This window comes from Acidovorax sp. JHL-3 (assembly GCF_000526295.1).
GTDB lineage: Bacteria > Pseudomonadota > Gammaproteobacteria > Burkholderiales > Burkholderiaceae_C > Acidovorax > Acidovorax defluvii.
On record NZ_JAFU01000004.1, the window covers coordinates 290,271 to 313,860 of the forward strand.

The following is a 23,590-nucleotide window of genomic DNA, read 5'->3' on the forward strand; positions in this document are numbered from 1 at the left end:
CATCGGTGCGTTGCATCGGGAGTGCCGGCACTACGCCGGCACTCCCGTTTCACGAAGCAAGCACAAGACCATGAAAATCTTCGGCATCACAGGTCACTCGGGCATGGGCAAGACCACCCTGCTTGAAAAGCTGATTCCCGAGCTTCGCTCCCGCGGGCTCACGGTCTCCCTGATCAAACACAGCCACAAGGACATCGAGGTGGATCGTCCCGGCAAAGACTCCTACCGACTGCGGGAGTCAGGGTGTACAGAGGTCATGCTGCTGGGGCACAACCGCTGGGCACTGATGCACGAGTTGCGCGGCGCCGTTGAACCACCACTGGGCTACCTGCTGACACGTCTTCAAACGTGTGACGTGGTATTGCTCGAAGGCTTCAAGAGTGGCGATTTTCCGAAGCTGGAGGTCTGGCGAGCCGCGGTGAAAAAACCGCCGCTGGGCAAGAGCTGGCCGGGTATTGTGGCGATTGCCAGTGACGCATTGGATCTGCTGCCGTCCGATACATTCAAACTGGAGCTCTCCGATACCAAAGCGATTGCGGACCTGGTGTTGAGGAAAGGTCGGCCCGTGGCTGAATTCTTGGAGACAAACTTTGCAACCGCAATTTCCGAACCTGAAGCGCGTGTGATCTGCCAAACAGCAGACGTTTGAGCTGAAATGCTCCACTTCCGCAGAGGGTTGCATCCAGACGTCCGAGTCTTACAGGCTCTCCCTCCCCGCTCCGACATCACCGTCTGCTGCTGAAGCCTACAAAGTGGTTCCCCCCTGCCCCGGAACACCCGCTTTGCTTCACCATGCCCGCACCCTCCTCCAGCCCCCGCCCGGCATGGCCGTGGATTTTTCCAGCCCTCACGGCGCGCCCGCCCTCACGCCCGCGCACAGCATTTCCTGGGAAATCTTTGACAACCCGGTCAGCCTGTTCATCGGCGGCGTTGCGGCGGTGTTGCTGGAGCTTGCCGAGCCCTCTGTGCGCACCGGCGTGTGGGACCACAGCAGCTTCCAGCGCGATCCGCTGCTGCGGCTGCGGCGTACGGGCTTTGCGGCCATGGTGACGGTGTATGCGCCAGCGGACCAGGCCGAGCAGCTTATTGCCCGCGTGGTGCGCATGCATGACCGGGTACGTGGCACGACGCCAGACGGGCAGCCCTACCACGCCAACGACACGCGCCTGCTCGACTGGGTGCAGGCAACGGCCAGTTTTGGTTTTTGCGAGGCATACCACCGCTATGCGCGTCCGCTGTCGCCGGCGGAAAAATCGCAGGTGTTTGCAGAAGGGCAGCGGCCCGCCCGGCTGTATGGCGCAACCGGCGCGCCCAGCAATTGGGCGCGGTGGGAACAATTGCTGGCGCAGACCGCGCCCGGGCTGGAAGACAGCAGCATCCTGGGCGAATTTCTGCGGATCATGGAGAACGCGCCCATCGTGCCGCGCGCGCTGCGGCCGGTGCAGCGCATGCTGGTGCGCGCCGCGGTGGACATGACGCCGGAGCCGGTGCGCTCATTTGCATCACTGCGTGGGCACGGCCTGGGGCCGGGGCAGCGCGCACTGGTGGGTGGCTTGGGGCGCGCAGCGCGGTGGATGCCCTGGCCGGGGTTGCCGCCTGCCCAGGCGCGTGCACGCATGCGGCCCACACCGCCGGGGTAGCGCTGCAACCTCAAAGAGGGCAAATTTTTCAAGCCAAAAAGGCCTCTAGCGCTTATATAGCAAGCGCTGACAGCTATCAAAAAAAAGCAGCCCAAAGGCTGCTTTTGTTCTGGATGGCCTGTAGGGACAGGGCTCAGCTGCCGGCCACTTTCATGCGGTTCACCAGGATGGAACCCACCGTTTTGGCACCATAGCTGTAGGCGTCGGCACCCACCGCTTCAATGCCCTTGAGCATGTCTTTCAGGTTGCCGGCAATGGTGATCTCGTGCACGGGGAAGGCAATCTTGCCGTTTTCCACCCAAAAGCCGCTGGCGCCGCGCGAATAGTCGCCCGTGACGTAGTTCACGCCCTGGCCCATCAGCTCCACCACAAACAGGCCGGTGCCCAGCTTTTGCAGCATGGCATCGAGGTTGTCGCTGCTTTGGGTGAGGCGCGAGGTGAGTGTGAGGTTGTGCGAGCCGCCTGCATTGCCCGTGGTCTTCATGCCCAGCTTGCGTGCCGAGTAGCTGCTGAGGAAATAGCCCTGCACCCGCCCGCCCTGCACCACCTTGCGTGGCGCCACGCGCACGCCTTCTTCGTCAAAAGGCGAGCTGCCCTTGCCGCGCAGCACAAACGGGTCTTCCAGAATATCGATGTGCTTGGGAAACACCATCTTGCCCAGCGAATCGAGCAAAAAGCTGCTCTTGCGGTAAAGCGAGCCCCCACTGACGGCCTGCACAAAACCACCCAGCAGGCCTGCAGCCAGGGTGGATTCAAACAGCACCGGGCACTGGGTGGTGACAATCTTGCGGCTGCCCAGGCGGCTCAATGCGCGCTGGGCGGCATAGCGGCCCACGGCCTCGGGCGAGGCCAGTTCGGCCGCGTCGCGCTCGGAGCTGTACCACGCATCGCGCTGCATCTCGGCATTGCGGCCGGGCAACGAGGCAATGGGCGACACCGAAAAACTGTGGCGCGAGCTGGCATAGCCGCCGCGAAAGCCGCGCGTGTGGGCGCTGAAAAAATGGCTTTGCTGGGCCGACACGCCAGCGCCCTCGCTGTTGGTGATGCGGCGGCTGGTCTTGAGCGCGGCGGCCTCGCACTCCATGGCCAGGCGTGCTGCCTGCTCGCTGTCGATGGCCCAGGGGTGGAACAAATCGAGGTCGCGGTGGGTGTCGGGGGGCGCAATATCGTCTGCATCGGGCAGACCGGCCATGGGGTCTTCGGCGGTGAAACGGGCGATGTCGTAGGCGGCCTGCACGGTCTGCTCGATGGCCTTGTCCGAAAAGTCGGAGGTGCTGGCATTGCCGCGGCGATGACCGATATAAACCGTGACGCCCAGCGACTTGTCACGGTTGCGCTCCACGTTCTCCAGCTCGCCCTTGCGCACGCTGACCGACAGGCCGCAGCCCTCGGACGCCTCGGCGCCCGCGTCGGTGGCGCCCAGCTTTTTGGCGTGGGCCAGGGCACGGTCCACCAGGTCCTCAAAGAACGGTCGGCTGTAGCTGAAACCGCGTTCCGGGGCGGGGGAAGTGGCAGGGGCTTGCGCGGCGGCCGGGGCGCTGGGGGCGCGCGCGGCGCGTTTGGTGGGTTTATTCATAGCGGCGGCTATGATACTTGCCGCTGTGGTGCGCGCTGCGCCACCTCTCTCTTTGCCCCCACCCATGTCACGCAAACCCAAAAAAGGCTACTTTGTGCGAGGCCAGTTCGTTGCCGAAGGCAGCGAACTGGACATTCAGCTCAAGGCCGAACTCAAAGGCACGCCCGATGCCAGCCGTACCGATCTCAAACGCGAAAGCGATGAACTGCAAGACCTGGGCAAAGAGCTGCTAACGCTTCGCACCGACCTGTTCGAAGCCGTGGGCCTGCCCGAAAAGCTGGTGGACGCCCTGGCCGAAGCCAAGCGCATCACCAACTTTGAAGGCAAGCGCCGCCAGATGCAGTATGTGGGCAAGCTCATGCGCAAGCTTGAACCCGACCTGGTGCAGGCCGCACGGCAGGCACTGGAGGAGCAGCACAAGGGGTCGGCCAGCGAAAAACTCTCGCTGCACCTGGCCGAGCACTGGCGTGACCGGCTGATTGCCGACGACGCTGCCCTGGCCCCCTGGATGGCCGAGCACCCCGACACCGATACCCAGCAACTGCGCGCGCTGATCCGCCAGGCACGCAAGGATGCAACCCCGGCCGGCAAGACCGCCAACGTTCAGGTCTCCGAGGGCCTGGCACCGCGCAAGGGCCGCGCCTACCGCGAGCTGTTCCAGCTGGTGCGTGAGCATCTGGGCGGCGCGGCCGGTGAAGACAACACCCCCGAAGACGAGGACCACGATGAGTGAAGCGCTCCACGACCCGGTCAAGATCGGCATCGTCTCGATCAGCGACCGCGCCAGCACCGGTGTGTATGAAGACAAGGGCCTGCCCGCCCTGCAGGACTGGCTTACCCGCGCCCTGCTCAACCCCATTACCTTCGAGCCCCGCCTGATTCCCGACGAACAGGACCGCATCAGAGCCACGCTGATCGACCTGGTCAACGAGGGCTGCAGCCTGGTGCTGACCACCGGCGGCACCGGCCCGGCCCTGCGCGACGTGACGCCCGAGGCCACGCTGGCCGTGGCGCACAAGGAGATGCCGGGGTTTGGCGAGCAAATGCGCCAGATCAGCCTGCGCTTTGTGCCCACCGCCATCCTCTCGCGCCAGGTGGCCGTGGTGCGCGAGCAAAGCCTCATCATCAACCTGCCCGGCCAGCCCAAGGCGATTGCCGAAACGCTGGAAGGCCTCAAGGATGCGGCCGGCGCACAACTGGTGCCGGGCATCTTTGCTGCCGTGCCCTATTGCATTGACCTGATTGGCGGGCCTTACCTCGAAACACGCGACGAGGTGTGCAAGGCCTTCCGGCCCAAATCGGCAGTGCGCGCCCGATAAGACAGCCGGCGCTTTTTTCATACCCGAGCAGTCCACTCCAGCGTCGGCACGCTACGGACACGCATTCGGCGTAAGGTGGTGCTTTCACACCCAAGGAGCACCACCATGACCGCCATGATGAAAGCCGCCGTTTTTGTCGACAAAGGCCGCATCGAGCTGGCCGACAAGCCCATCCCCGATGTGGGCCCCAACGATGCGCTGGTGCGCATCACCACCACCACTATCTGCGGCACGGACGTGCACATTCTCAAGGGCGAATACCCCGTGGCCAAGGGCCTGACGGTGGGGCATGAGCCCGTGGGCGTGATCGAAAAACTGGGCAGTGCCGTGCAGGGCTACACCGAGGGCCAACGCGTGATTGCGGGAGCCATCTGCCCCAACTTCAACTCGTATGCCGCGCAAGATGGCGCACCTTCACAAGACGGCAGCTACCTGATTGCGCAAGGCCTGTGCGGCTGCCATGGCTACAAGGCCACCGCCGGCTGGCGCTTTGGCAACCTGATCGACGGCACCCAGGCCGAATATGTGCTGGTGCCCGATGCACAGGCGAATCTGGCCCCTATCCCCGATGGCCTGACCGACGAGCAGGTGCTGATGTGCCCCGACATCATGTCCACCGGCTTCAAGGGCGCAGAGAACGCCAACATCCGCATTGGCGACACCGTGGTGGTGTTTGCGCAGGGGCCGATTGGCCTGTGCGCCACCGCAGGTGCACGCCTGCTGGGCGCCACGACCATCATCGCCGTGGACGGCAACGACCACCGTTTGGGCATTGCCAAGAAGATGGGCGCCGACGTGACGCTGAACTTCCGCAACGTGGACGTGGTTGACGAGGTGATGAAGCTCACCGGTGGCAAGGGCGCGGACAGCTCCATCGAGGCGCTGGGCACGCAGGCCACGTTTGCGCAAGCCATGAAGGTGCTGCGGCCCGGGGGCACGCTGTCGAGCCTGGGCGTGTATTCCGAAGACCTCACCATCCCGCTGGCGCAGTTTGCGGCGGGCCTGGGCGACCACACCATCCGCACCGCGCTGTGCCCCGGCGGCAAGGAGCGCATGCGCCGCCTGATGAACGTGGTGGCATCGGGCCGCGTTGATCTGGGCGTGCTGGTGACCCACCACTACAAGCTCGATGACATCGTGGCGGCCTACGACCTGTTCGCCCACCAACGCGACGGTGTGCTGAAGGTGGCGATCAAGCCGTTCTGAACGGTCTGCGCCTTGAATTTTTAACCAAATTGGCCTCTAGCCCCTACGTATAAAGCGCAAGCAGCTATTAAAAAAGAAGCACACGTCCCGTGTGCTTTTTTTTGGACGACGGGCCGAGGCCGACTACTTGCCGACCAGATCGTTGAACTTGCCCGCCTCGAACTGCTCCTTGAGCGCCGCGTCGTCAGGCACACAGTCGCCCGTCTTGACGCATTCGGACAGCTTCTCGATGGCCTGCCACAGCAACGCGATCTGGTGCTCTTGCGAGGAGGCGTTGTCGATCAGGCCGCGCATGGCCTGCGAGAGCGGGTCGTCCTCTTGCGTGATGCCATAGGCCGTGAACTTGCGCGCCTGCTGCGGCTCGGTCACGTCGGCGCTCTGGCCCTCTTTGGAGGGGATGATGCGCGCCGGGATGCCCACGGCCGTGGCGCCCGCAGGCACGGGCTTGATGACCACGGCGTTGCTGCCGATTTTTGCGCCATCACCCACCGCGAAGCCGCCCAGCACCTTGGCGCCGGCGCTCACCACCACATCGCGGCCCAGCGTGGGGTGGCGTTTGGCGCCCTTGTAGAGCGAGGTGCCGCCCAGCGTGACGCCCTGGTAGATGGTGCAGCCGTCGCCAATTTCGGCCGTCTCGCCCACCACCACGCCCATGGCGTGGTCAAAGAACACGCGCTCGCCCACCTTGGCACCGGGGTGGATCTCGATGCCCGTGAACCAGCGCGCCAGGTGCGAGATAAAGCGACCCAGCCACTTGAAACCATGGCCCCAGCACCAGTGCGCAGGCCGGTGCAGCCACACCGCGTGCAAGCCGGGGTAGCAGGTGATCACCTCCCAGGTGCTGCGGGCAGCGGGGTCGCGATCAAGGATGCACTGGATGTCGGAACGCAGGCGGGCAAACATGGTTTCGTTGTTTTTGGAATATGGAAATGCAGTCTAGCGCTTTGCCTGTGCCGTCTCGAGCATGGCTTTGGCGACACCACGCAGGATGTGGATTTCCTCCGGGCTCAGTTGCGCGCGGTTGAAAAGCTGGTTCAGGCGCGGCATGAGCTTCTTGGGCGCTGCCGGGTCGAGAAAGCCAATGCCGGCAAGCGCCTGCTCCCAGTGGGCGAGCATGCCAGCCACCTGGGCGGCATCGGCCTGCGCACGGGTGGGGGTGGCATCCTGCACCGCAAACCCGCCCAGCGCCTGGCGCCATTCGTAGGCGATCACCTGGATGGCAGCGCCCAGGTTGAGCGACCCAAACCCCGGGTTGGTGGGAATGGAAAGCGCCACATGGCAACGGTACACATCCTCGTTGGCCATGCCAAAGCGCTCGGAACCAAAGAGAAAGGCCACACCGGTTTCGGCAGCCGGCGCCTCAAAATTTGAAGCGTTTTTGACCTCCAGCCCTTTACCATCAAGCGCTAGAAGCTCTTTTTTTAATAGCATCTCGAAATGCGCCCGGGGGCTGGCGGCGGGCGGGCCGAAGTCGCGCGGCGTCATCGCGGTGGCGCACAGGTGGCTCATGCCATCCAGGGCTTCGTCGAGGGTGGCGACGATGCGGGCGTTTTCCAGCACATCAAGGGCACCGCTGGCGCGCTGAATGGTTTCTTCGCGCCGCAACACGTTGGGCCAGCGCGGCGCCACCAGCACCAGGTCGTCAAAACCCATGGTTTTCATGGCACGTGCGGCTGCACCCACATTGCCGGCATGGCTGGTCTGGATCAGTATGAAACGGGTACGCATGGTGAAATCAAAGAGAAACGGCGGGCCACCGGGGCATGCGCCATTGTCGCCGCTGGCCATGCGTGTGTGCCCCGAACGGGCGAGCGTTTGTCCCGAACCGCAGGTCGCTCCCTGCGCTCCCGGTTCGGAGTGATCGCGTAAAGCGCTGTTACAACTGCTGGCAAGGTGTGCACTGACCGCCCTCTCCAGGCGTTAAGGTGGCAGTGGCGTCTTTTATTGGGTAAACCATGGCGTTCACTTTTTCTCCCCCAACCCACAACAAGGTCTGCATGCACGCTCCCAACCCTCTCGCAAAAACCCTGGGCAGTTGGCTGCTGCTCATGTTCGCGCTTGTCATGTCGTCCACCGCATGGGCCCAGCGCGACGACGGCCAATACCAGATCCTGCAGGCCGTCTATGGCACCGATCAGCGCAGCATTGATGTGACGGACCGGCTCAAGCAACTGGCCGCGCGCGACCAGCGCTTCAAGCTCACCAACGACCTGTTCAACAATGTCGACCCGGCCCCCGGCCAGCGCAAGATGCTGCGCATCCATGCCCGCGGACCTGACGGTCAGCCACGCACCTTCGATTACATCGAGTACAGCTGGGTAGATGGCGCCCAGTTCTTGGGCTGGAGCACTGGCCGCTGGGGTCAGCGTGGCGACAACATGGGCAGGCAGGCGGTCGAACCCGTCAACGCGAACCGTGGCAATCAAGAAATTCTGCAAGCCACCTATGGCGCCCACACATCGCGCGTGGATGTGACCCAAACGATCCGCCAGCTGGTGCGACGCAACAAGCGCTTCCAGCTGACCAATGAGCTTTTCAATACCGACCCGGCCCCCGGCCAAAGAAAAACCCTGCAAATCCAAACGCGTGGTTACGGCGATCAGCCCCACATCCTCGAGTTTGCTGAGGGCAGCTGGATCGACGCGGCACGCCTCACGGGCACCCGTGCTGGTCAGTGGAACCAGGGTGGCAGGCGCAACGATGCGGGCTATGGCAACGATGCAGGCAATGGGCGGGTTACGGTCCAGCGCGCGCTCTATGGTGACGGCTACCGCCAGGTGGACGTCACCGCACGCCTGCGCAGCCAGGTGCGCGACGGTCGGCTGCAAGTGTCGGTGGACAACAACCTCGCCGGCACCGACCCTGCCCCCGGCGCACGCAAGAGCCTGACGGTCGAATTCACCCTCGGCAACGGCCCGTTGCAGCAAACCACGGCACAAGAAGGCCAGTGGCTGCGGCTGCCCTGACTGCGGCATGAAAGCCGCGCGAGGTCGCCAACGGTCGCTGCTGCACGGTATCAAAGGCAACATGCGGCTGAAGGCGGCTGGGGACGGCTGACGACAGCTCAGGGCAAATGACGCTGCCGCACAAGGCATCTTGCCCACGGCTCCATCGAGCACCCGCCCAGGCCAGTCTTGGGCGCAGCGGGTAGAATCACCTCCCTTGTCGCCGCATCGTCGGTTCAGGCCTGGCGTTCAGGCCCCTGTCCTTCTCTCACAATTTATGTCGTCCAATCTGCACCCCATGCTCAACGTGGCCATCAAGGCCGCACGCGCCGCCGGCGCCATCATCAACCGCGCGGCCCTTGATGTGGAATCGGTGCGGATCTCGCAAAAGCAGATCAACGACTTCGTGACCGAAGTGGACCATGCGTCCGAAAAGATCATCATCGAGACGCTGCTCACGGCCTACCCCGGCCACGGCATCCTGGCCGAAGAATCGGGCACCGAATATGGCGCCAAGGATTCAGAATTCGTCTGGATCATCGACCCACTGGACGGCACCACCAACTTCATCCACGGCTTTCCTGTCTATTGCGTCAGCATTGCGCTGGCCGTCAAGGGCAAGGTCGAGCAGGCGGTCATCTACGACCCTTCGCGCAATGACCTGTTCACCGCCACCAAGGGCCGTGGCGCCTACCTGAACGAGCGCCGCATCCGCGTGAGCAAGCGCACCCAGCTCAAGGACTGCCTGATTTCCACCGGCTTCCCCTTCCGTCCGGGCGACAACTTCAAGAGCTATCTCAACATGATGAGCGACGTGATGCAGCGCACGGCCGGCCTGCGCCGCCCCGGCGCTGCCGCGCTCGACCTGGCCTACGTGGCCGCAGGTTTTACCGACGGTTTTTTTGAAACCGGCCTGTCGATCTGGGACGTGGCGGCGGGTTCGCTGCTGATCACCGAGGCCGGTGGCCTGGTGGGCAATTTCACGGGTGAGGCCGACTTTCTGGAGCAGCGCGAATGCATGGCGGGCAACCCGCGCATTTATGGTCAGCTGGTGCCTCTTCTGGGCAAGTACAGCAAGTTCGCGGGTGCGGGCGACAAGGCAGCTGTGCGCCAGGCTGCCGGTGAAGATGCCGCGGAACCAGCAGCCCCCGCAGCCAGCGAACACCCCGACAGCCCCGCCGCTGCCGGCGAAGACGCTCCTTTCTGAACCCATCCACTGCGCACAGCCGCTAAGCCAGCACACGATGACCACCGGTGAGGTCTTGTCGCTGGACTATGCAGCGGGCGGGACGTACACCAGGGCAGCCGTGCAAGGGCCGCCCCGCCACACTGGCTGCGTTCCCCTCCCCGCATGGCGCAGCAATTCGAGAGAAGGGGGAAGGCGCGAAGCGGCTAAGGGGGTTGTACCTTATGCAGGGTCCGGATACTTTTGCGCAATGCTGCGAAAGTCTTCGGCAATGTCCACAAAGGCGTCCACCATGTCGGGATCAAAGTGGTTGCCCTTGCCCCGGACGATGGTGCCGCAGGCCTGGTCGTGCGAGAAGGCGGGCTTGTAAACTCGCTTGCTGATCAGCGCGTCGTACACATCGGCCACGGCCATGAGGCGGGCAGAAACGGGAATGGCGTCCCCCGCCAATCCTTCGGGGTAGCCCGAGCCGTCCCATTTTTCCTGGTGGCTGTAGGCGATTTCCTTGGACACACTCAAAAACGCCACGCGCATGCCCAAGCGGCGCTCTGCATCCTCAATGGCATTGCGGCCCAGCGTGGTGTGCGTTTTCATGATTTCAAACTCTTCCACCGTGAGCTTGCCGGGTTTCAGCAGGATGCTGTCCGGAATGCCGATCTTGCCGATGTCGTGCAGCGGCGCCGACTTGTAAAGCAGCTCGATCATGCGGTCGTTCAGCAGGTGCTCGAAGCGCGGGTGGTGCCGCAGACGCTCGGCCAGGGTTTTGACATAAAGCTGCGTGCGCCGGATGTGGTTGCCGGTCTCGTTGTCGCGCGTTTCTGCCAGCGAGGTCATGGCCATGATGGTCACGTCCTGGATGGCCTGCACCTCCAGCGTGCGCATGGCCACCTCGCGCTCCAGGTAGACGCTCTTGTCGCGCAGAAAATCTGACGTGGCCTTGAGCGCCAGATGCGTGTTGACCCGCGCCAGCAAAATGGGCGGGCTGATGGGCTTGGTGATGTAGTCCACCGCCCCCAGCGCCAGGCCGGCCCGCTCGTCGTCGGGCTCGGAGCGCGCGGTCAGAAAGATCACCGGAATATCCCGGGTGGCAGGCTCTGCCTTCAGGCGCCGACACACTTCATAGCCGTCCATCTGCGGCATGGTGATGTCGAGCAGGATCAGATCTGGGGGGGTGTCGGAGAGTGCAATTTTGAGCGCCTTCTCCCCGTGGTTGGCCACCTTGACCTGAAAATGCTCGCGCAGCAAGCTGCCCATCAAGGTGAGGTTGTCGGGCGTGTCGTCCACCACCAGCACCGTGGCAATGGGCTTTTGCGCATGCTCTGGAGGGCTGGAAGAAAAAGGCGCGTTGTCCATGATTTTTCCTGCAGATAGGGCCGTTCAATGCGGGGGAACCGTGTGCGGCGCGGGTTGGGTGCTGGCGGCATCCAGCACTGCCAGCGCCTTCTCAAAATCGTAGTTGCTGGTGTGTTCTTCGATGGCCCGCAGAGCACTGCCAAGTACCGGCTCCAACACCCTCACATTGTGTTGCAAATACTCCACCGCTGCTGAATCGTCCTGCGCCAGCAGGCTGCGCAATTGCGCCAGCACTCCAGGTGCCTCGCTCGGCCCGCCCTGCGCGGCGTTCGGCAATGGCACGGGCGCGCTTTGCACCCACGCCTGCAGGCCTGCCAGCAAGGGCTGAAGATGCAGGGCCAGCGCGTCGACTCGCTCTTGCAGCGCAGGCACGGGATCAGACTGCCGCACCCCCAGTTCAAGCGCTTGCGCCGCATCGGAAACACCCATTGCGCCGATGTTGGCGGCGACCGATCGCAAGGTGTGGGCCACGCGCTCGGCCAGCGACATATCGCCCACAGCCAGCGCCTCCCGCACGGTATGCACCACCTGGCCCTGCCCATCGCAGAACCTGCGCAGAAGATCGGCATAGAGCGCCGGCTTGCCCAGCGCGCGCTGCAGGCCCAGCGCCGCATCAAGCCCCGGCACTGACAGTGACGCAATCGGCGCGGAACCAGAAGCGGACGCCGGCACCGGTGCCGGTGTACCGTTCACGTCCGGTTCGGTCCCGGGCGCCTGCCCCAGCCCTGGCCGCGGGCGAATCCATCGTGCCAGCGCCGCCCACAGCACGCCTGGTTCAATGGGCTTGGCCACATGGTCGTTCATTCCGGCGGCAAAACACCGCTGGCGGTCGGTCTCCAGGGCGTTGGCGGTCATGGCAACGACGGGCAGGTCGGCGTAGCGCGCATCGGCGCGCAGCCGCCGCGTGGCCGTCTCGCCGTCCATCACGGGCATTTGCATGTCCATCAGCACCACGTCGTAGCGCTTTGCCTCCAGCATCTCCAGTGCCATCTGCCCATTGCCGGCAACATCCACCACAAAACCGGCATCACGCAGCAACTCGGCCGCCACCAGCTGGTTGAGCTCGTTGTCTTCGACCAGCAACACCTGCGCGCCCCGGATGGCCTCGGGCAGCACATCGTTGCCGGGTGCTGGATGGGGCTCTGGGCGCTCACCCATTGCCGTGTTTTCCGCGGGCTGCATCAGGGTGTCAAAAAGAACCGATGCATTCACGGGCTTGATCAGCACCGACTCTATGCCCTGCGTGCGGGCAGCGCGCATCACCTCCTCACGCCCATAGGCCGTGACCATCAGCATCTGCGGGGTTTCGGTCAGCCCCATTTTGCGAATGCGCGCCGCCAGTTCAATGCCGTCCATGCCGGGCATGTGCCAGTCCAGCAGCAGTAGGCCAAAGGGTGTTTGCTGTTGCACGGCGGTGCGCAGAACATCCAGGGCCTCGGCTCCAGAATGCGCCTGTTGCACCACAAAGCCCATGGACAACAACATGTCCGACAGCACGGTGGCCGCCGTGTGGTTGTCGTCCACCACCAGCACGCGGCGCCCGCGCAGGCTGGGAGGCGGCTCAAACCGGCGTGCAGGCGCGCCACGCTCCAGCGGCAGCGTCACCCAGAAGGTGGAGCCTTTGCCAAACTCGCTGTGCACGCCCACCTCGCCGCCCATCAGCTCGGCCAGACTTTTGCATATCGCCAGGCCCAGCCCGGTGCCGCCGTAGCGGCGCGTGGTGGATGTATCGGCCTGCTGAAAACTCTGAAAGAGCCGGTCCATCTGCTCGGCCGTGAGGCCGATGCCCGTGTCCCGCACTTCAAAGCGCAGCAGTACGCGCCGGGCATCCTGCTCTTGCACCCGCACGGCGATGCTGATTTCGCCGTGCTCAGTGAATTTGATGGCGTTGTTGGAATAATTGATGAGAATCTGTCCCAGCCGCAAGGCGTCGCCCACCAGGTTGGGCGGCACATCGGCGGCCACGTCGCACACCAGCTCAAGGCCCTTGGCGCCTGCCTTGTACCCCACCACATCCACCACGCCTTCCAGCATGCGGTCGAGCACAAAGGGATGTTTTTCCACCTCCAGCCGGCCCGCCTCGATCTTGGAAAAATCGAGGATGTCGTTGATCACGCCCAGCAGATGCTGGCCCGCCTGCTGGATCTTGCTCACATAGTCGTGCTGCCGGGCGCTCAGCCCCGATTTGAGCGCCAGGTGCGACATGCCGATGATGGCATTCATGGGTGTGCGGATCTCATGGCTCATGTTCGCCAGAAAACTGGACTTGAGGGCGGTGGTCTCCTCTGCCAGTTCCTTGGCCAGGCGCAGGTCTTGCTCGGCCTTCTGGCGGTCGGTGATATCCACAAAGGTGCCAATGGCGCCGCCCGGCGAGCCGTCGGCCTGCGTAAAACCATGCAGCCAGAAAAGCGTGTGGTGCATTTCGCCATCGGCGTAGGGCAGGTCCACCTCCTTGTGTACCGCTTGCGCGCCCGACAGTGCCGCCCCCGCATCCCGATCGAACCGGGTCCGCTCTGCCTGCGGCAGAAACGGCAGGTCGAGCACGGTCTTGCCGATCAGGTCTTCGCGGCGCACGCCAAAGGCTTTTTCGTAGGCGGCATTGAACCCGATGTAGCGCCCCTGCGCATCCTTGTAGAACAGCGGCACGGGAATGGCGTCAATCAGGGCCTGCTGAAAACCCAGCTGCTGCGCCACCTGCGCTTCCAGCTGTTTCTGGTCGTGGATATCGACATTGACCCCAACCACACGCAAGGCTTTTCCTTGTGCGTTGCGGATGATGCGGGCGGCCTCCAGAAACCAGCGCACCTCGCCATCGGGTCGCACGATGCGCCAGGAATTTCGCAAGTAGGTTTCTGTGCCTGCAACGCACTGATCAAAGTACGCACTGGCGCGCTCACGGTCATCGGGATGCAGACAGGTCAGCCAGCCGGCCCGTCCGCTGGGCTGGGTGCCCGCAGGCAAGCCGATCATGGACACCAGCTTGTCCGACCAGACGATGGAGTCGCGCTCCAGATCGACGTCGTACACGCCCACCTTGCCAGCCTCCTGGGCCAGCTCCAGCCGCTCTGCGGCCTGCTGCATGGCCACTTCGGCCTGCCGGGCCTCGCTGATGTCCTCAATCACCCAGATCGAAGCCGACTGGCAGCCCTCCAGTTGCAACCCGCGCCCCGACAGTCGCGCAACATAGGTGCTGCCGTCGAGCCGGCACAGCGTTGCTTCTTCCCGCAGGGCCTGCCCCTGCGCCAGCCGGGGCACCACGCGTGCAATGAACTGCTCGGAACCGCCAGAGCCGCTGAACAATGTGGCCACGCTTTGCCCCAGCAAACCAGCCACCGTGCCGCGCATCAGCTCTACAAACGCCGGGTTGAACTGTTTGAACAGCCCATCGCAAACCAGCAGGATGGGTGGTGCATTGTCGAAAATGGCGGTTTGCTGTTCCAGCAACTCGTTGAGCAGACGCTCGCGGCGCTGCACCTCCTTTTGTGCCTGCATGCGCTCGGTGACATCCTCGTGCAGGCCCACCATGCCAATGCGCTTGCCAAGTTTGTCAAACACGGGGGACAGCGTGACCTCGTCGTGGTACAGGCTGCCGTCGCGCCGCCGATTGACAAACTGTCCCTGCCAGGACTGCCCCGACAGCAACGCAGACCACATCTGCTGGTAAGTGCCCGGCGACGTCTGGCCACTGGCAACGATGGACGGTTTTTTGCCGCGCACGTCCGTCAGGGCATAGCCCGTGTTGCGCTCATACTGCGGATTGACCCAGTCGATGAATCCGTCGCCATCGGTGATCACCACGGCCACGGGGCTGCTCTCCAGCGCGGCGCCCAGCACATGAAACCGCTCGCGTGCTGCAGCCACGCGCCTGCGGCTGACCAGCATGTCCCGCACCAACAAGCCCAGCAGGCTCAGCGCCAGCAAGGCCGCGCCTCCCACTTGCAGCCGCAGGGGCAGCGGCGTCAAGGCGCTGACGTCGTCCAGCGCCAGCAGTTGCCAGCTTCCGCCTGGATCTTTCCAGTCCAGGTCGCGCCGCCCTACCGCATGGGCCACGCCATTGATGTCCACCTGGGCCGCATCGGGAGAAAACGGCAGCGCCGAGGCCACGCCGTTGTCAAAATGGTGCCCCATCTGCCGTGAAGCGCGAACGGCATCAATGCGCGCCTGCGTCAATGGCGGCGCCATGGCAAACAGCCATTCGGGGCGGGCCGACGCGAAGGCCACGCCCTGGGGAGACAACAGCAGCATGGGCAGCCCGGCACTGGCCAGCTGCGCATCCACCGATGCAAACCCCACCTTGATCATCACCGCGCCAATGATGGCGCTGCTGGGGGTGTCGCTTTCATAGAGTGGCGCCGCGTAATACAGGCCGCGCTCCCTGGTATTGCTGCCAATGGCGGCATACACGCTGGTGGCACCGCGCAGGGCCTGCTGAAAATAGGGGCGAAAAGCCAGGTTGATTCCTGTGGACCTGGTGCCCTGGGTTTCATGGGCCACCACGGTGCCATCGCTGGACATCACATAGACGCCATTGATCAGGAACCTGGCGCGCGCCACCGCCAGCCGGTTCAGGGCCGCGCCGTCATCTGGTGCCAGCGTGCCACGGGCCATGTCCTTGAGCAGCGGTTCGCTCAGCCCCAGCAGGGACACCACCCCCAGCAACCCGCCGCCCTGCACCTGCGCCATCAGCGCCTGGGCGGTCTGGTCCAGCAGCCGCGCGCGCTCCACGCTGCGCTCAGACTCACGCCAGCGCACCACCGCCTCCACCGCGAGCCAGCTGCCCAGCAGCGCCACCACCATCACCAGCGCCAATCCACTGGCCCGGCGCGCATTGCGATCCAGCACCCAGTCGAAAACCTGCCGGCCATCGCCGCCCCTCACCATGCGGCGTCTCCCGTCGGCGCGCGGATGCGTGCCGGCCTGTCAGTGCCCAGGGTGCAAATATGCATCGATGTTCTCCACAGGGCCCGGACGCCCAAACAAGTACCCCTGGAACTGCTCGCATCCATGCAAGCGCAAGAATGCCAGTTGCCCCGTGGTCTCCACCCCTTCGGCCACCACCTGCAGGTCAAGGCTCTCGGCCAATGCCAGGATGGTGCGCACAATGGCCGCGTCGTTAGGGTCGGTGAGCACGTCGCGCACGAAGCTCTGGTCGATCTTGACCTGGTCGAGTGGCAGCCGCTTGAGATAGCTCAGGCTGGAGTAGCCGGTGCCAAAGTCGTCCAGCGCAAATCCGACGCCTTCGCGCTTGAGCTGCCCCATGCGTTCAATAGTGTCTTCGATGTCGCCCAGCAACAGGCTCTCGGTGAGTTCGAGCTTGAGTTTGGTGGGGTTGGCGCCGCAGTTCGCCAGCGTTTGCAGTACGCCGCCAACAAAGTCCGGCTGGCGAAACTGGCGTGCGCTGACATTCACGGCGATCGAAAGGTTGCGCGTGGCGTCGTTGCCGCTCCAGCGCTGCAGCTGTTCGCACGCGGTCTGCAGCACAAATTGGCCCAGCGGCAGAATCAGGCCGGTCTGCTCGGCCAGGGGAATGAAGTCACCGGGGCTGACCATGCCGCGCTCTGGGTGACGCCAGCGCACCAGCGCCTCCACACCGATCAGGCGGGCGTGGTGGTCCACCACGGGCTGGTAGTGCACGCACAGCGCGCCACGCACCAGCCCCTGGCGCAGGTCGGCCTCCAGGTTGGAGCGGGCGTTGACGGCGGCCTGCATGTCCGGGTCGAAGAAGCGCTGGGTGTTGCGGCCCGCCGCCTTGGCCTGGTACATGGCCAGGTCGGCCCGTTTGAGCAGCTCGTCCACCGACAGGCGCTGGTCGCCAAACAGGGTGATGCCGATGCTGGGGGTGCTGTAATGTTGCTGCCCCCCCAGGTCAAAGGGCAGATTCAGGCTGGCCAGGAGTTTTTCGGCAACGATTTCAGCCTGGCTGGCAGCGTCGGGCAAATCGGTGTGCAGGGTTTCGAGCATGACCACGAATTCGTCACCGCCAAAACGGGCCACGGTATCGACTTCACGCACGCAACTGAGCAGCCGGGCCGCCACCTGTGACAAAAGATGGTCGCCCATGTCGTGGCCCAGGGTGTCGTTCAGGTCCTTGAAGTTGTCCAGGTCGATGAACAGCAGGGCGCCGAGCTGCAGCGAGCGTGCGCTGGCGGCCACCGCGCGCTGCAGCCGGTCGAGCAGCATGCGCCGGTTGGGCAGGCCCGTGAGCGCGTCATAAAACGCCAGCCGCTCGATCTCTCGTTCGGCGCGTTTGCGGTCGGTGATGTCCATGGTGAAGCCGTGGCACACCACCGAGCCATCGTCCTCGCGGTGGGGCACCGCATTGGTGATATGCCAGCGCACGCTGCCGTCGGGCATGAAAACCCTGTACTCACATTGCCAGGGCACCTGGGTGCGCAGTGAGACCGCCGCGGAGTGCCGCACATGGGCCGCATCTTCGGGCACGATGCGCCGCATCAGCACCTGAAAGTCACGGGTCACATCCTCGGGGTGGACCCCCATGAACTCGCGTACGGCATCACTGATGTATTGCACGCTGCTGGCGCCATCGGGATGCAGCCGGTATTCGTAGATGAACCCCGGAATGCGGCTGGCGATGCGCCGGATAAACAGCAGCTGCTCGCGCAGCTGCTCGGCTGCGCGGCGCTCGTCTGTCACATCCTGCACCACGCCCATCTCCACCGGCATGCCGTCGCCAGCACGCCCGTGGCGCACGCGTGAGCGCATCCAGCGGATCTCGCCATCCGGGCGGCGCCAGCGGTATTCGATGTCGGCGCCCTCCCCCCTCTCGCGCGCCTCTTCAAACACATGCCGGTCTTCGGGCAGGATGCCGCTGACCGCGCGCTCGCGGCTCAACCACTCCTGCCGCTCAAACCCGGCGATATCGCACAGGCCGGGAGACCACAGCAACACGGTTTCACCCGGGTCTTCAATCTGCCGCCAATGGCCGGTGCGCGCCAGGCTCTCCATGGAGTTGAAGACATCGCTCTGCTCGTGCAATTCACGGCGTGCTTCTTCCAGCGCGCGCTCGGATGCGGCCAGTGCGGCCCGCAGGGTTTCTGCCTCGGAGACATCGCGCACCGTCACCATGATGCTGTTGCTGGCGACACTGGCCACACTGCGGGCCGACATCTCCCAGGCCAGCACCGGCCGCCCCGGCTCGCGAACCACAGGCCGGCACTCCAGCGGCACACCCGCCCGGGCCACCGCGCACAGCTGCCCGACGATGCCCACGCCCTGCATCAGGTCAAACACATCCAGTGCGTCGGTGCCGGGGCCACGCACCGCGCCCAGCCCGGGCATGCGCCGCGCCGCTGCATTGGCAGCGACCAGCACCAGGCGCACACCCTCCAGCCGAAACTCCATCAGCGCGAGGGGCAGCACCTCAAAAAAAGCCTGCAGACGCGCCTGCGCGGAGGGCGCTAGCGCGCCCTCGCCATCGGGGGTCAGAAGATCGGTCAGCAATTCGGATGAGATCACTTTTGAGCACAACCCACTCGTAAAAAGGATGTTTGCGTGGACGCGGCGACGCAGAGCCCGCCCCCATTCACCACACAGATTATGTCAAAAGGTAACGGCAACCTAGGCAATTACGCGCCGATTCGCTAGGGGAAACCCGCAAAACGAACTGCTACAGTGCACGCCTCATTCACACCGCACCGCATGTCTGACACGCTCTCGCACCACACGCCCATGATGCAGCAGTATCTGGCCCTCAAGGCCGGGTACCCCGACACGCTGCTGCTCTACCGCATGGGCGACTTCTACGAGGTGTTCTGGCAAGACGCCGAAAAAGCCGCGCGCCTGCTCGACATCACGCTCACGCAGCGCGGCCAGTCGGCCGGCCAGCCCGTGGTGATGGCGGGCGTGCCCTTCCATGCGCTGGAGAACTACCTCGCCCGGCTCATCAAGATGGGCGAGTCGGTGGCCATTGCCGAGCAAGTGGGCGATGTGGCCACGGCCAAGGGCCCGGTGGAGCGCAAGGTGGTGCGCGTGGTCACCCCCGGCACGCTGACCGACAGCGAACTGCTCTCCGACAAGGCCGAGGCGCTGCTGCTGGCCGTGCACCAGGGCCCGCGCGCGCGCTGTGGCCTGGCCTGGCTCAGCGTGACGCAGGGGCGCGTGTTCCTGGCCGAATGCGCACTCGATGCACTGGGCGGCTGGCTGGAGCGTGTGGCCCCGAGCGAGCTGATCTACAGCGCGGGCGTCACCGACCGCTTTGAGCAGCAATTGCAGGCACTGCGCCAAGGCGGCTCCTTCACCTGCCCCATGGCCCCGCGCCCCGACTGGCAGTTTGACAGCCAGCTCGGCGAGCGCAAGCTGCTCGAACAGCTCGGCGCAGCCAGCCTGCAGGCCTGGAGCGCGCAAGACCTGGCCCAGGCGCACGCCGCCGCCGCCGCGCTGCTGCAATACGCCGAGCACACCCAGGGCCGCCAGCTCACCCATGTGCACAGCGTGCAGGTGCAGCGCGGCGGCGACCTCATCGACCTGCCCGCCAGCACGCGCCGCAACCTCGAACTCATCAAAACCCTGCGCGGCGAAGACGCGCCCACGCTGCTCTCGCTGCTCGACACCTGCATGACCGGCATGGGCAGCCGCTTGCTGCGCACCTGGCTGCTGGAACCCCGGCGCGACCGCACCGAGGCCCGCCAGCGCCTGTCCGCCACCACCGCCCTGCGCGGTGCGGGTGGTGCCGGGGGTGGCACCGGCCCCTGGAGCGCGCTGCGCGAGCAGCTCAAGGGCGTGAGCGACGTGGAACGCATCACCGCGCGCACCGCACTGCGCCAGGTGCGCCCGCGTGAACTGGTGGCCCTGGGCAAAACGCTACAAAAAGCAGAGCTTCTCGCGCATATTGGACAAGCGCCGGAGCCCTATTTGGCTCAAATTTTCAGCCATTTGCAGCCGCCCCCGGGCTGCGCAGATCTGCTGCACCGTGCCATCGACGAAGAACCCGCCGCGCTGGTGCGCGACGGCGGCGTGATCGCCAGCGGCTTCGACGCCGAACTCGACGAGCTGCGCGGCATCCAGAGCAACTGTGACGCCTTCCTGCTCGACCTGGAAACGCGCGAGAAGGCGCGCACCGGCATCCCCAACCTGCGCGTGCAGTTCAACAAGGTGCACGGCTTCTATATTGAAGTGACCGGCAGCCACCTCGACAAGGTGCCCGACGACTACCGCCGCCGCCAGACGCTGAAAAACGCCGAGCGCTTCATCACGCCCGAGCTGAAAACCTTCGAGGACAAGGCCCTGTCGGCCAACGAGCGCGCGCTGGCGCGTGAAAAATGGCTGTACGAGCAGGTGCTCGACCAGCTCCAGCCGCACATCCCCCTGCTCACCCGCCTGGCCCACGCGCTGGCCACGCTCGACGTGCTGTGCACGCTGGCCGAACGCTCGCTCACGCTGGGCTGGTGTGCGCCGCAGTTCGTGAACGAGCCCTGCATCGAGATCGAGGCCGGCCGCCACCCCGTGGTGGAGGCGCGCCTGGCTGAAGTCTCGAGCGGCGCCTTCATCGCCAACCACACGCGCCTGAACGCCAACACGCGCATGCAGGTCATCACCGGCCCCAACATGGGCGGCAAATCGACCTACATGCGCCAGGTGGCGCTGATTGTGCTGCTCGCCAGCATGGGCAGCCATGTGCCGGCGGCCAGTTGCCGCCTGGGGCCGATTGACGCCATCCACACCCGCATCGGCGCGGCCGACGACCTGGCCAACGCACAGTCCACCTTCATGCTGGAGATGGTGGAAGCCGCGCAAATATTGCACGCCGCCACGCCGCACAGCCTGGTGCTGATGGACGAGATCGGCCGTGGCACCAGCACCTTCGACGGCCTGGCGCTGGCCAGCGGCATTGCCACGCACCTGCACGACAAGACCCGCGCCTTCACGCTGTTCGCCACGCACTACTTCGAGCTGACCGAACTGCCTGCCAAGGCGCGCCACGCCGTCAACATGCACGTGAGCGCGGCCGAGAGCGGTGCCGACATCGTGTTCCTGCACGAAATCCAGCCCGGCCCCGCCAGCCGCAGCTACGGCATCCAGGTGGCCAAACTGGCCGGCATGCCCGCGCCTGTGCTGAACCACGCCCGCCACGCACTGGCCGCACTGGAAGAGCGCGCGGGCGAAGGCGAACTGCAGGTGGACCTGTTCGCCCCCCCTGAAGTGCCCGAGAGCGCAGGCGCCAGCCCGGTGGAAGCCGCGCTGGCCGCCATCCACCCCGACCAGCTCAGCCCGCGCGAGGCGCTGGATGCGCTGTACCAGTTGAAGGCCGTCATGGGGAAGCCCACGCAAGCTTGACGCCCTCCCATTTCATGCCGCATGATGGCATGACGTTTTTTGAAGGAGCACGCCATGCTCAAGGAAGTGGGCGCCAGCGGCCAGATATCGCTGGGCAAGAAGTACGCAGGGCAATTGTTCGAGGTGCAAACGGCTCCTGACGGAACCATCACGCTAATGCCGGTGAAAGTGGTGCCCGCCCCCCTCACCGCACAGGAAGAGCCTGCCCGCTACGCCGCAGCGGCGGGCACCGCAGACGGCTGGCTCACCCCCGAGCGCCTGGCGCGCCGCGCTGCCGCCGCCGCACGCAGCCCGGCTGAAATGGAAGCCGCACGCACCCAGTGGGAAGAAGAAAACAAGGAAGCCATTGAGGCCATGAACCAGCGCATGGCCAACATTGGCTCCACGGGACGCCGCATCCACGAATGGTCCTCGCAACACGCCACCGAAATCGACCAATACAACGCCTGGGCCGAGCAGCGTGAACCCTACTCACAGCGCGTGCGTCGCTGGCGTGCAGAACAACAAAAATGAGCCATGGCACGCCTCGACATTTACGACAACCCCATTGAAGAAGACCGCCACGCGTTTCCCTATGTGATGGACATCCAGAGCGACCTGCTCTACCGCTTTGCCGAACGAGTTTGCGTTCCGCTGGCGGTGCCAGGTGCCTTTCCGGGCATGACTAAACGGTTCAACCCCGCCATTGCAGTGAACGATCAAATCGCCCATCTGCACCCCCTCGGCATCGCCGTTTTCCTGCGCAACGAGCTATCGCAACCCCGTGCCACCGGAAAGCCCCAAATGCTGGAAATTGAAACCGCACTCGACATGCTGCTGCGCGGCTACTGAGCACCCCATGACCCCCAAGACTTCATCGCCAAATGGGGCGCGCCCGCTGGCGTGCCCGGCCCGGCCTACGCACTCAACGAAGAACAAGGCGCGCAAAGCCACTTTCTGGACCTGTGCGAACTGCTCGGCGTACCCAAGCCCGGCAGTGCCGAGGGCTACGAGTTCAAGACCAACCCCGTGCTCGACACCCTGGAACACATCGAATGCCGCGATGCGCTGCTGGACTGGGGCACAGCGCAGACAGCGCAAAAACAAGGCGCAGTGCAGACACCAGCGCCCGCCCCAGGCGCAGCGCAGGTTTCGGGTTCGGATCACGATTTTGCGCAGCAAAACTCGTGCTCAGACCCCGAAACCGGAACCCCGCCCCATCCCGGACCACCGGGCGCAGCCGCCGCACCGCAAGAAGCCACTTGGCCCACCGCCAACGTGGTCATCGGCAACCCGCCCTTCCTGGGTGACAAAAAAATGCGCGCCGAACTGGGCGACGCCTACACCACCCTGCTGCGCAAAACCTACGAAGGCCGCGTGCCCGGCGGTGCGCATGGGCCTTTGACGGGTCATAGCCCGCTTCGCTGACATTTCGCGAGAGTTCCCGCCCGATGGTGCTGCGGTGGCGACCAAGGTGCCCAGCGATGGCTGCAATGCCTATCCCTAGGCTGCACAGTGCGTGGATTTGGTATCGTTCTTCTCGGGTCAAGTGTGTGTAGTTCAAAGTGCTTTCCTTTGCGACTGGCCGGTCAACAAGAGAGCATCCTATGCACTCTTGGCCCAACCTATTGCTTGGTGCACTTCGTTCTGGAATCCGCCAGCCAAAACAGGCTCTAGCGCCCGTTCATCAAGCGCAAGTAGCTATCAAAACAATACCAACCCGCCAGGCCGCCACAGCCATTGCACAGGCCGCCCAGCGCCTGAGCACCCTGCGCCAGGCCTGGCTGAACCCGTCCGAGTGGACGGACACCGTGCCCGAGGTGGTGCCGCTGGGGCTGAGTGCATCGCCCTACCCCGACCGCACGGTGGCCAAGCCCGGCTTTGAAAAAGACCTGGCCAAGCGCACGCTCACCAACCTCTACAACCTGCGCCCCGCCTGGCTGGCTGCGGCCCATGCGCAGCTGGATGCAGCGGTGGCGGCAGCCTATGGGTGGGCGAACTACACGGCCGACATGCCGGATGATGAACTTTTGCGCCGCCTGCTGGCGCTGACCCTGCAGCGCAGCAGCGGGGCGTAAAAAACGCCTTCACCC

General features: G+C 64.7%; 18 protein-coding genes and 1 pseudogene. 12 read left to right on the forward strand and 7 right to left on the reverse strand.

Annotation, left to right across the window (positions count from 1 at the left end; all coding sequences use genetic code 11):
- Positions 1 to 70 precede the first annotated feature (70 nt).
- Both mobB and K226_RS0116730 read left to right on the forward strand, forming a co-directional pair.
- Positions 71 to 649, forward strand: a complete 579-nt coding sequence (mobB, locus tag K226_RS0116725) for a molybdopterin-guanine dinucleotide biosynthesis protein B (protein WP_024815877.1) — start codon at positions 71 to 73, stop codon at positions 647 to 649.
- A 133-nt stretch (positions 650 to 782) separates the two neighbouring features.
- Positions 783 to 1,640 (forward strand): oxygenase MpaB family protein, encoded by an 858-nt coding sequence (locus K226_RS0116730; RefSeq protein WP_051463558.1) that lies wholly within the window; start codon positions 783 to 785, stop codon positions 1,638 to 1,640.
- 133 nt (positions 1,641 to 1,773) lie between these two features.
- Here the strand turns inward: K226_RS0116730 and pmbA are convergent, their stop codons facing one another.
- Entirely contained in the window at positions 1,774 to 3,216 is a 1,443-nt protein-coding gene (gene pmbA / locus K226_RS0116735; protein WP_024815879.1) for a metalloprotease PmbA, read from the reverse strand.
- A gap of 64 nt (positions 3,217 to 3,280) precedes the next feature.
- Between pmbA and yjgA the strand changes: the two genes are divergently transcribed.
- From yjgA to K226_RS0116750, 3 genes are all read left to right on the forward strand, one after another.
- Entirely contained in the window at positions 3,281 to 3,949 is a 669-nt protein-coding gene (gene yjgA / locus K226_RS0116740; protein ID WP_024815880.1) for a ribosome biogenesis factor YjgA, read from the forward strand.
- The gene (gene mog / locus K226_RS0116745; protein WP_024815881.1) at positions 3,942 to 4,535 is read left to right on the forward strand and encodes a molybdopterin adenylyltransferase; all 594 of its coding nucleotides are present in this window, start codon (positions 3,942 to 3,944) and stop codon (positions 4,533 to 4,535) included. Before yjgA ends, mog begins: the two co-directional genes overlap by 8 nt.
- A 105-nt stretch (positions 4,536 to 4,640) precedes the next feature.
- Entirely contained in the window at positions 4,641 to 5,741 is a 1,101-nt protein-coding gene (locus tag K226_RS0116750) for an NAD(P)-dependent alcohol dehydrogenase (protein ID WP_024815882.1), read from the forward strand.
- Positions 5,742 to 5,864: 123 nt separating this feature from the next.
- On the opposite strand, the gene cysE is transcribed toward K226_RS0116750, so the two are convergent.
- Together cysE and K226_RS0116760 are read right to left on the reverse strand one after the other, a co-directional pair.
- Entirely contained in the window at positions 5,865 to 6,644 is a 780-nt protein-coding gene (cysE, locus tag K226_RS0116755) for a serine O-acetyltransferase (protein ID WP_024815883.1), read from the reverse strand.
- Between the two features lie 33 nt (positions 6,645 to 6,677).
- Positions 6,678 to 7,469, reverse strand: a complete 792-nt coding sequence (locus tag K226_RS0116760) for an RNA methyltransferase (protein ID WP_024815884.1) — start codon at positions 7,467 to 7,469, stop codon at positions 6,678 to 6,680.
- 269 nt (positions 7,470 to 7,738) lie between these two features.
- On the opposite strand from K226_RS0116760, the gene K226_RS0116765 reads away from it, so the two are divergent.
- Both K226_RS0116765 and K226_RS0116770 read left to right on the forward strand, forming a co-directional pair.
- Positions 7,739 to 8,707: a hypothetical protein gene (locus K226_RS0116765; RefSeq protein WP_024815885.1), complete on the forward strand. Its 969-nt coding sequence runs from the start codon at positions 7,739 to 7,741 to the stop codon at positions 8,705 to 8,707.
- Between the two features lie 256 nt (positions 8,708 to 8,963).
- Positions 8,964 to 9,893 (forward strand): inositol monophosphatase family protein, encoded by a 930-nt coding sequence (locus tag K226_RS0116770; RefSeq protein WP_024815886.1) that lies wholly within the window; start codon positions 8,964 to 8,966, stop codon positions 9,891 to 9,893.
- 201 nt (positions 9,894 to 10,094) lie between these two features.
- Here K226_RS0116770 and K226_RS0116775 read toward each other — a convergent pair whose 3' ends face one another.
- The 3 genes from K226_RS0116775 to K226_RS0116785 are packed head-to-tail and all read right to left on the reverse strand — an operon-like array spanning position 10,095 to position 18,701.
- A complete protein-coding gene (locus K226_RS0116775) occupies positions 10,095 to 11,225 on the reverse strand; it encodes a two-component system response regulator (protein WP_024815887.1) in 1,131 nt (376 codons plus the stop codon).
- A 24-nt stretch (positions 11,226 to 11,249) separates the two neighbouring features.
- Positions 11,250 to 16,106 (reverse strand): PAS domain S-box protein, encoded by a 4,857-nt coding sequence (locus K226_RS0116780; RefSeq protein ID WP_024815888.1) that lies wholly within the window; start codon positions 16,104 to 16,106, stop codon positions 11,250 to 11,252.
- A gap of 39 nt (positions 16,107 to 16,145) precedes the next feature.
- Positions 16,146 to 18,701 carry a bifunctional diguanylate cyclase/phosphodiesterase gene (locus K226_RS0116785; protein WP_024815889.1) on the reverse strand — a complete coding sequence of 852 codons (2,556 nt, stop codon included), beginning with the start codon at positions 18,699 to 18,701 and terminating at the stop codon, positions 16,146 to 16,148.
- 183 nt (positions 18,702 to 18,884) lie between these two features.
- Between K226_RS0116785 and mutS the strand changes: the two genes are divergently transcribed.
- Genes mutS through K226_RS20340 form a run of 4 tightly spaced genes read left to right on the forward strand, consistent with a single transcriptional unit; the run spans position 18,885 to position 22,925 of the window.
- A complete protein-coding gene (mutS, locus tag K226_RS0116790) occupies positions 18,885 to 21,518 on the forward strand; it encodes a DNA mismatch repair protein MutS (protein WP_024815890.1) in 2,634 nt (877 codons plus the stop codon).
- A 54-nt stretch (positions 21,519 to 21,572) separates the two neighbouring features.
- The gene (locus tag K226_RS0116795) at positions 21,573 to 22,031 is read left to right on the forward strand and encodes a hypothetical protein (RefSeq protein ID WP_024815891.1); all 459 of its coding nucleotides are present in this window, start codon (positions 21,573 to 21,575) and stop codon (positions 22,029 to 22,031) included.
- A gap of 3 nt (positions 22,032 to 22,034) precedes the next feature.
- A complete protein-coding gene (locus K226_RS0116800) occupies positions 22,035 to 22,349 on the forward strand; it encodes a CcdB family protein (RefSeq protein WP_024815892.1) in 315 nt (104 codons plus the stop codon).
- Positions 22,350 to 22,400: 51 nt separating this feature from the next.
- Positions 22,401 to 22,925: a hypothetical protein gene (locus K226_RS20340; protein WP_024815893.1), complete on the forward strand. Its 525-nt coding sequence runs from the start codon at positions 22,401 to 22,403 to the stop codon at positions 22,923 to 22,925.
- A gap of 13 nt (positions 22,926 to 22,938) precedes the next feature.
- Here K226_RS20340 and K226_RS20345 read toward each other — a convergent pair.
- Positions 22,939 to 23,121 (reverse strand): annotated as a pseudogene (locus tag K226_RS20345) (helix-turn-helix domain-containing protein); the annotation flags it as partial.
- Here K226_RS20345 and K226_RS20080 point away from each other — a divergent pair.
- Positions 23,105 to 23,575, forward strand: a complete 471-nt coding sequence (locus K226_RS20080; protein ID WP_024815894.1) for a hypothetical protein — start codon at positions 23,105 to 23,107, stop codon at positions 23,573 to 23,575. The pseudogene K226_RS20345 and the gene K226_RS20080 sit on opposite strands and share 17 nt — an antisense overlap.
- Positions 23,576 to 23,590: the final 15 nt, after the last annotated feature.

What these genes read in the sequence shown, in the direction of transcription:
- mobB (WP_024815877.1), top strand. Translation starts at nt 71, where the DNA reads ATGAAAATCTTCGGCATCACAGGTCACTCGGGCATGGGCAAGACCACC.
- pmbA (WP_024815879.1), bottom strand. Translation starts at nt 3,216, where the DNA reads ATGAATAAACCCACCAAACGCGCCGCGCGCGCCCCCAGCGCCCCGGCC.
- yjgA (WP_024815880.1), top strand. Translation starts at nt 3,281, where the DNA reads ATGTCACGCAAACCCAAAAAAGGCTACTTTGTGCGAGGCCAGTTCGTT.
- mog (WP_024815881.1), top strand. Translation starts at nt 3,942, where the DNA reads ATGAGTGAAGCGCTCCACGACCCGGTCAAGATCGGCATCGTCTCGATC.
- K226_RS0116750 (WP_024815882.1), top strand. Translation starts at nt 4,641, where the DNA reads ATGACCGCCATGATGAAAGCCGCCGTTTTTGTCGACAAAGGCCGCATC.
- cysE (WP_024815883.1), bottom strand. Translation starts at nt 6,644, where the DNA reads ATGTTTGCCCGCCTGCGTTCCGACATCCAGTGCATCCTTGATCGCGAC.
- K226_RS0116760 (WP_024815884.1), bottom strand. Translation starts at nt 7,469, where the DNA reads ATGCGTACCCGTTTCATACTGATCCAGACCAGCCATGCCGGCAATGTG.
- K226_RS0116765 (WP_024815885.1), top strand. Translation starts at nt 7,739, where the DNA reads ATGCACGCTCCCAACCCTCTCGCAAAAACCCTGGGCAGTTGGCTGCTG.
- K226_RS0116770 (WP_024815886.1), top strand. Translation starts at nt 8,964, where the DNA reads ATGTCGTCCAATCTGCACCCCATGCTCAACGTGGCCATCAAGGCCGCA.
- K226_RS0116775 (WP_024815887.1), bottom strand. Translation starts at nt 11,225, where the DNA reads ATGGACAACGCGCCTTTTTCTTCCAGCCCTCCAGAGCATGCGCAAAAG.
- K226_RS0116780 (WP_024815888.1), bottom strand. Translation starts at nt 16,106, where the DNA reads ATGGTGAGGGGCGGCGATGGCCGGCAGGTTTTCGACTGGGTGCTGGAT.
- mutS (WP_024815890.1), top strand. Translation starts at nt 18,885, where the DNA reads ATGTCTGACACGCTCTCGCACCACACGCCCATGATGCAGCAGTATCTG.
- K226_RS0116795 (WP_024815891.1), top strand. Translation starts at nt 21,573, where the DNA reads ATGCTCAAGGAAGTGGGCGCCAGCGGCCAGATATCGCTGGGCAAGAAG.
- K226_RS0116800 (WP_024815892.1), top strand. Translation starts at nt 22,035, where the DNA reads ATGGCACGCCTCGACATTTACGACAACCCCATTGAAGAAGACCGCCAC.
- K226_RS20080 (WP_024815894.1), top strand. Translation starts at nt 23,105, where the DNA reads ATGCACTCTTGGCCCAACCTATTGCTTGGTGCACTTCGTTCTGGAATC.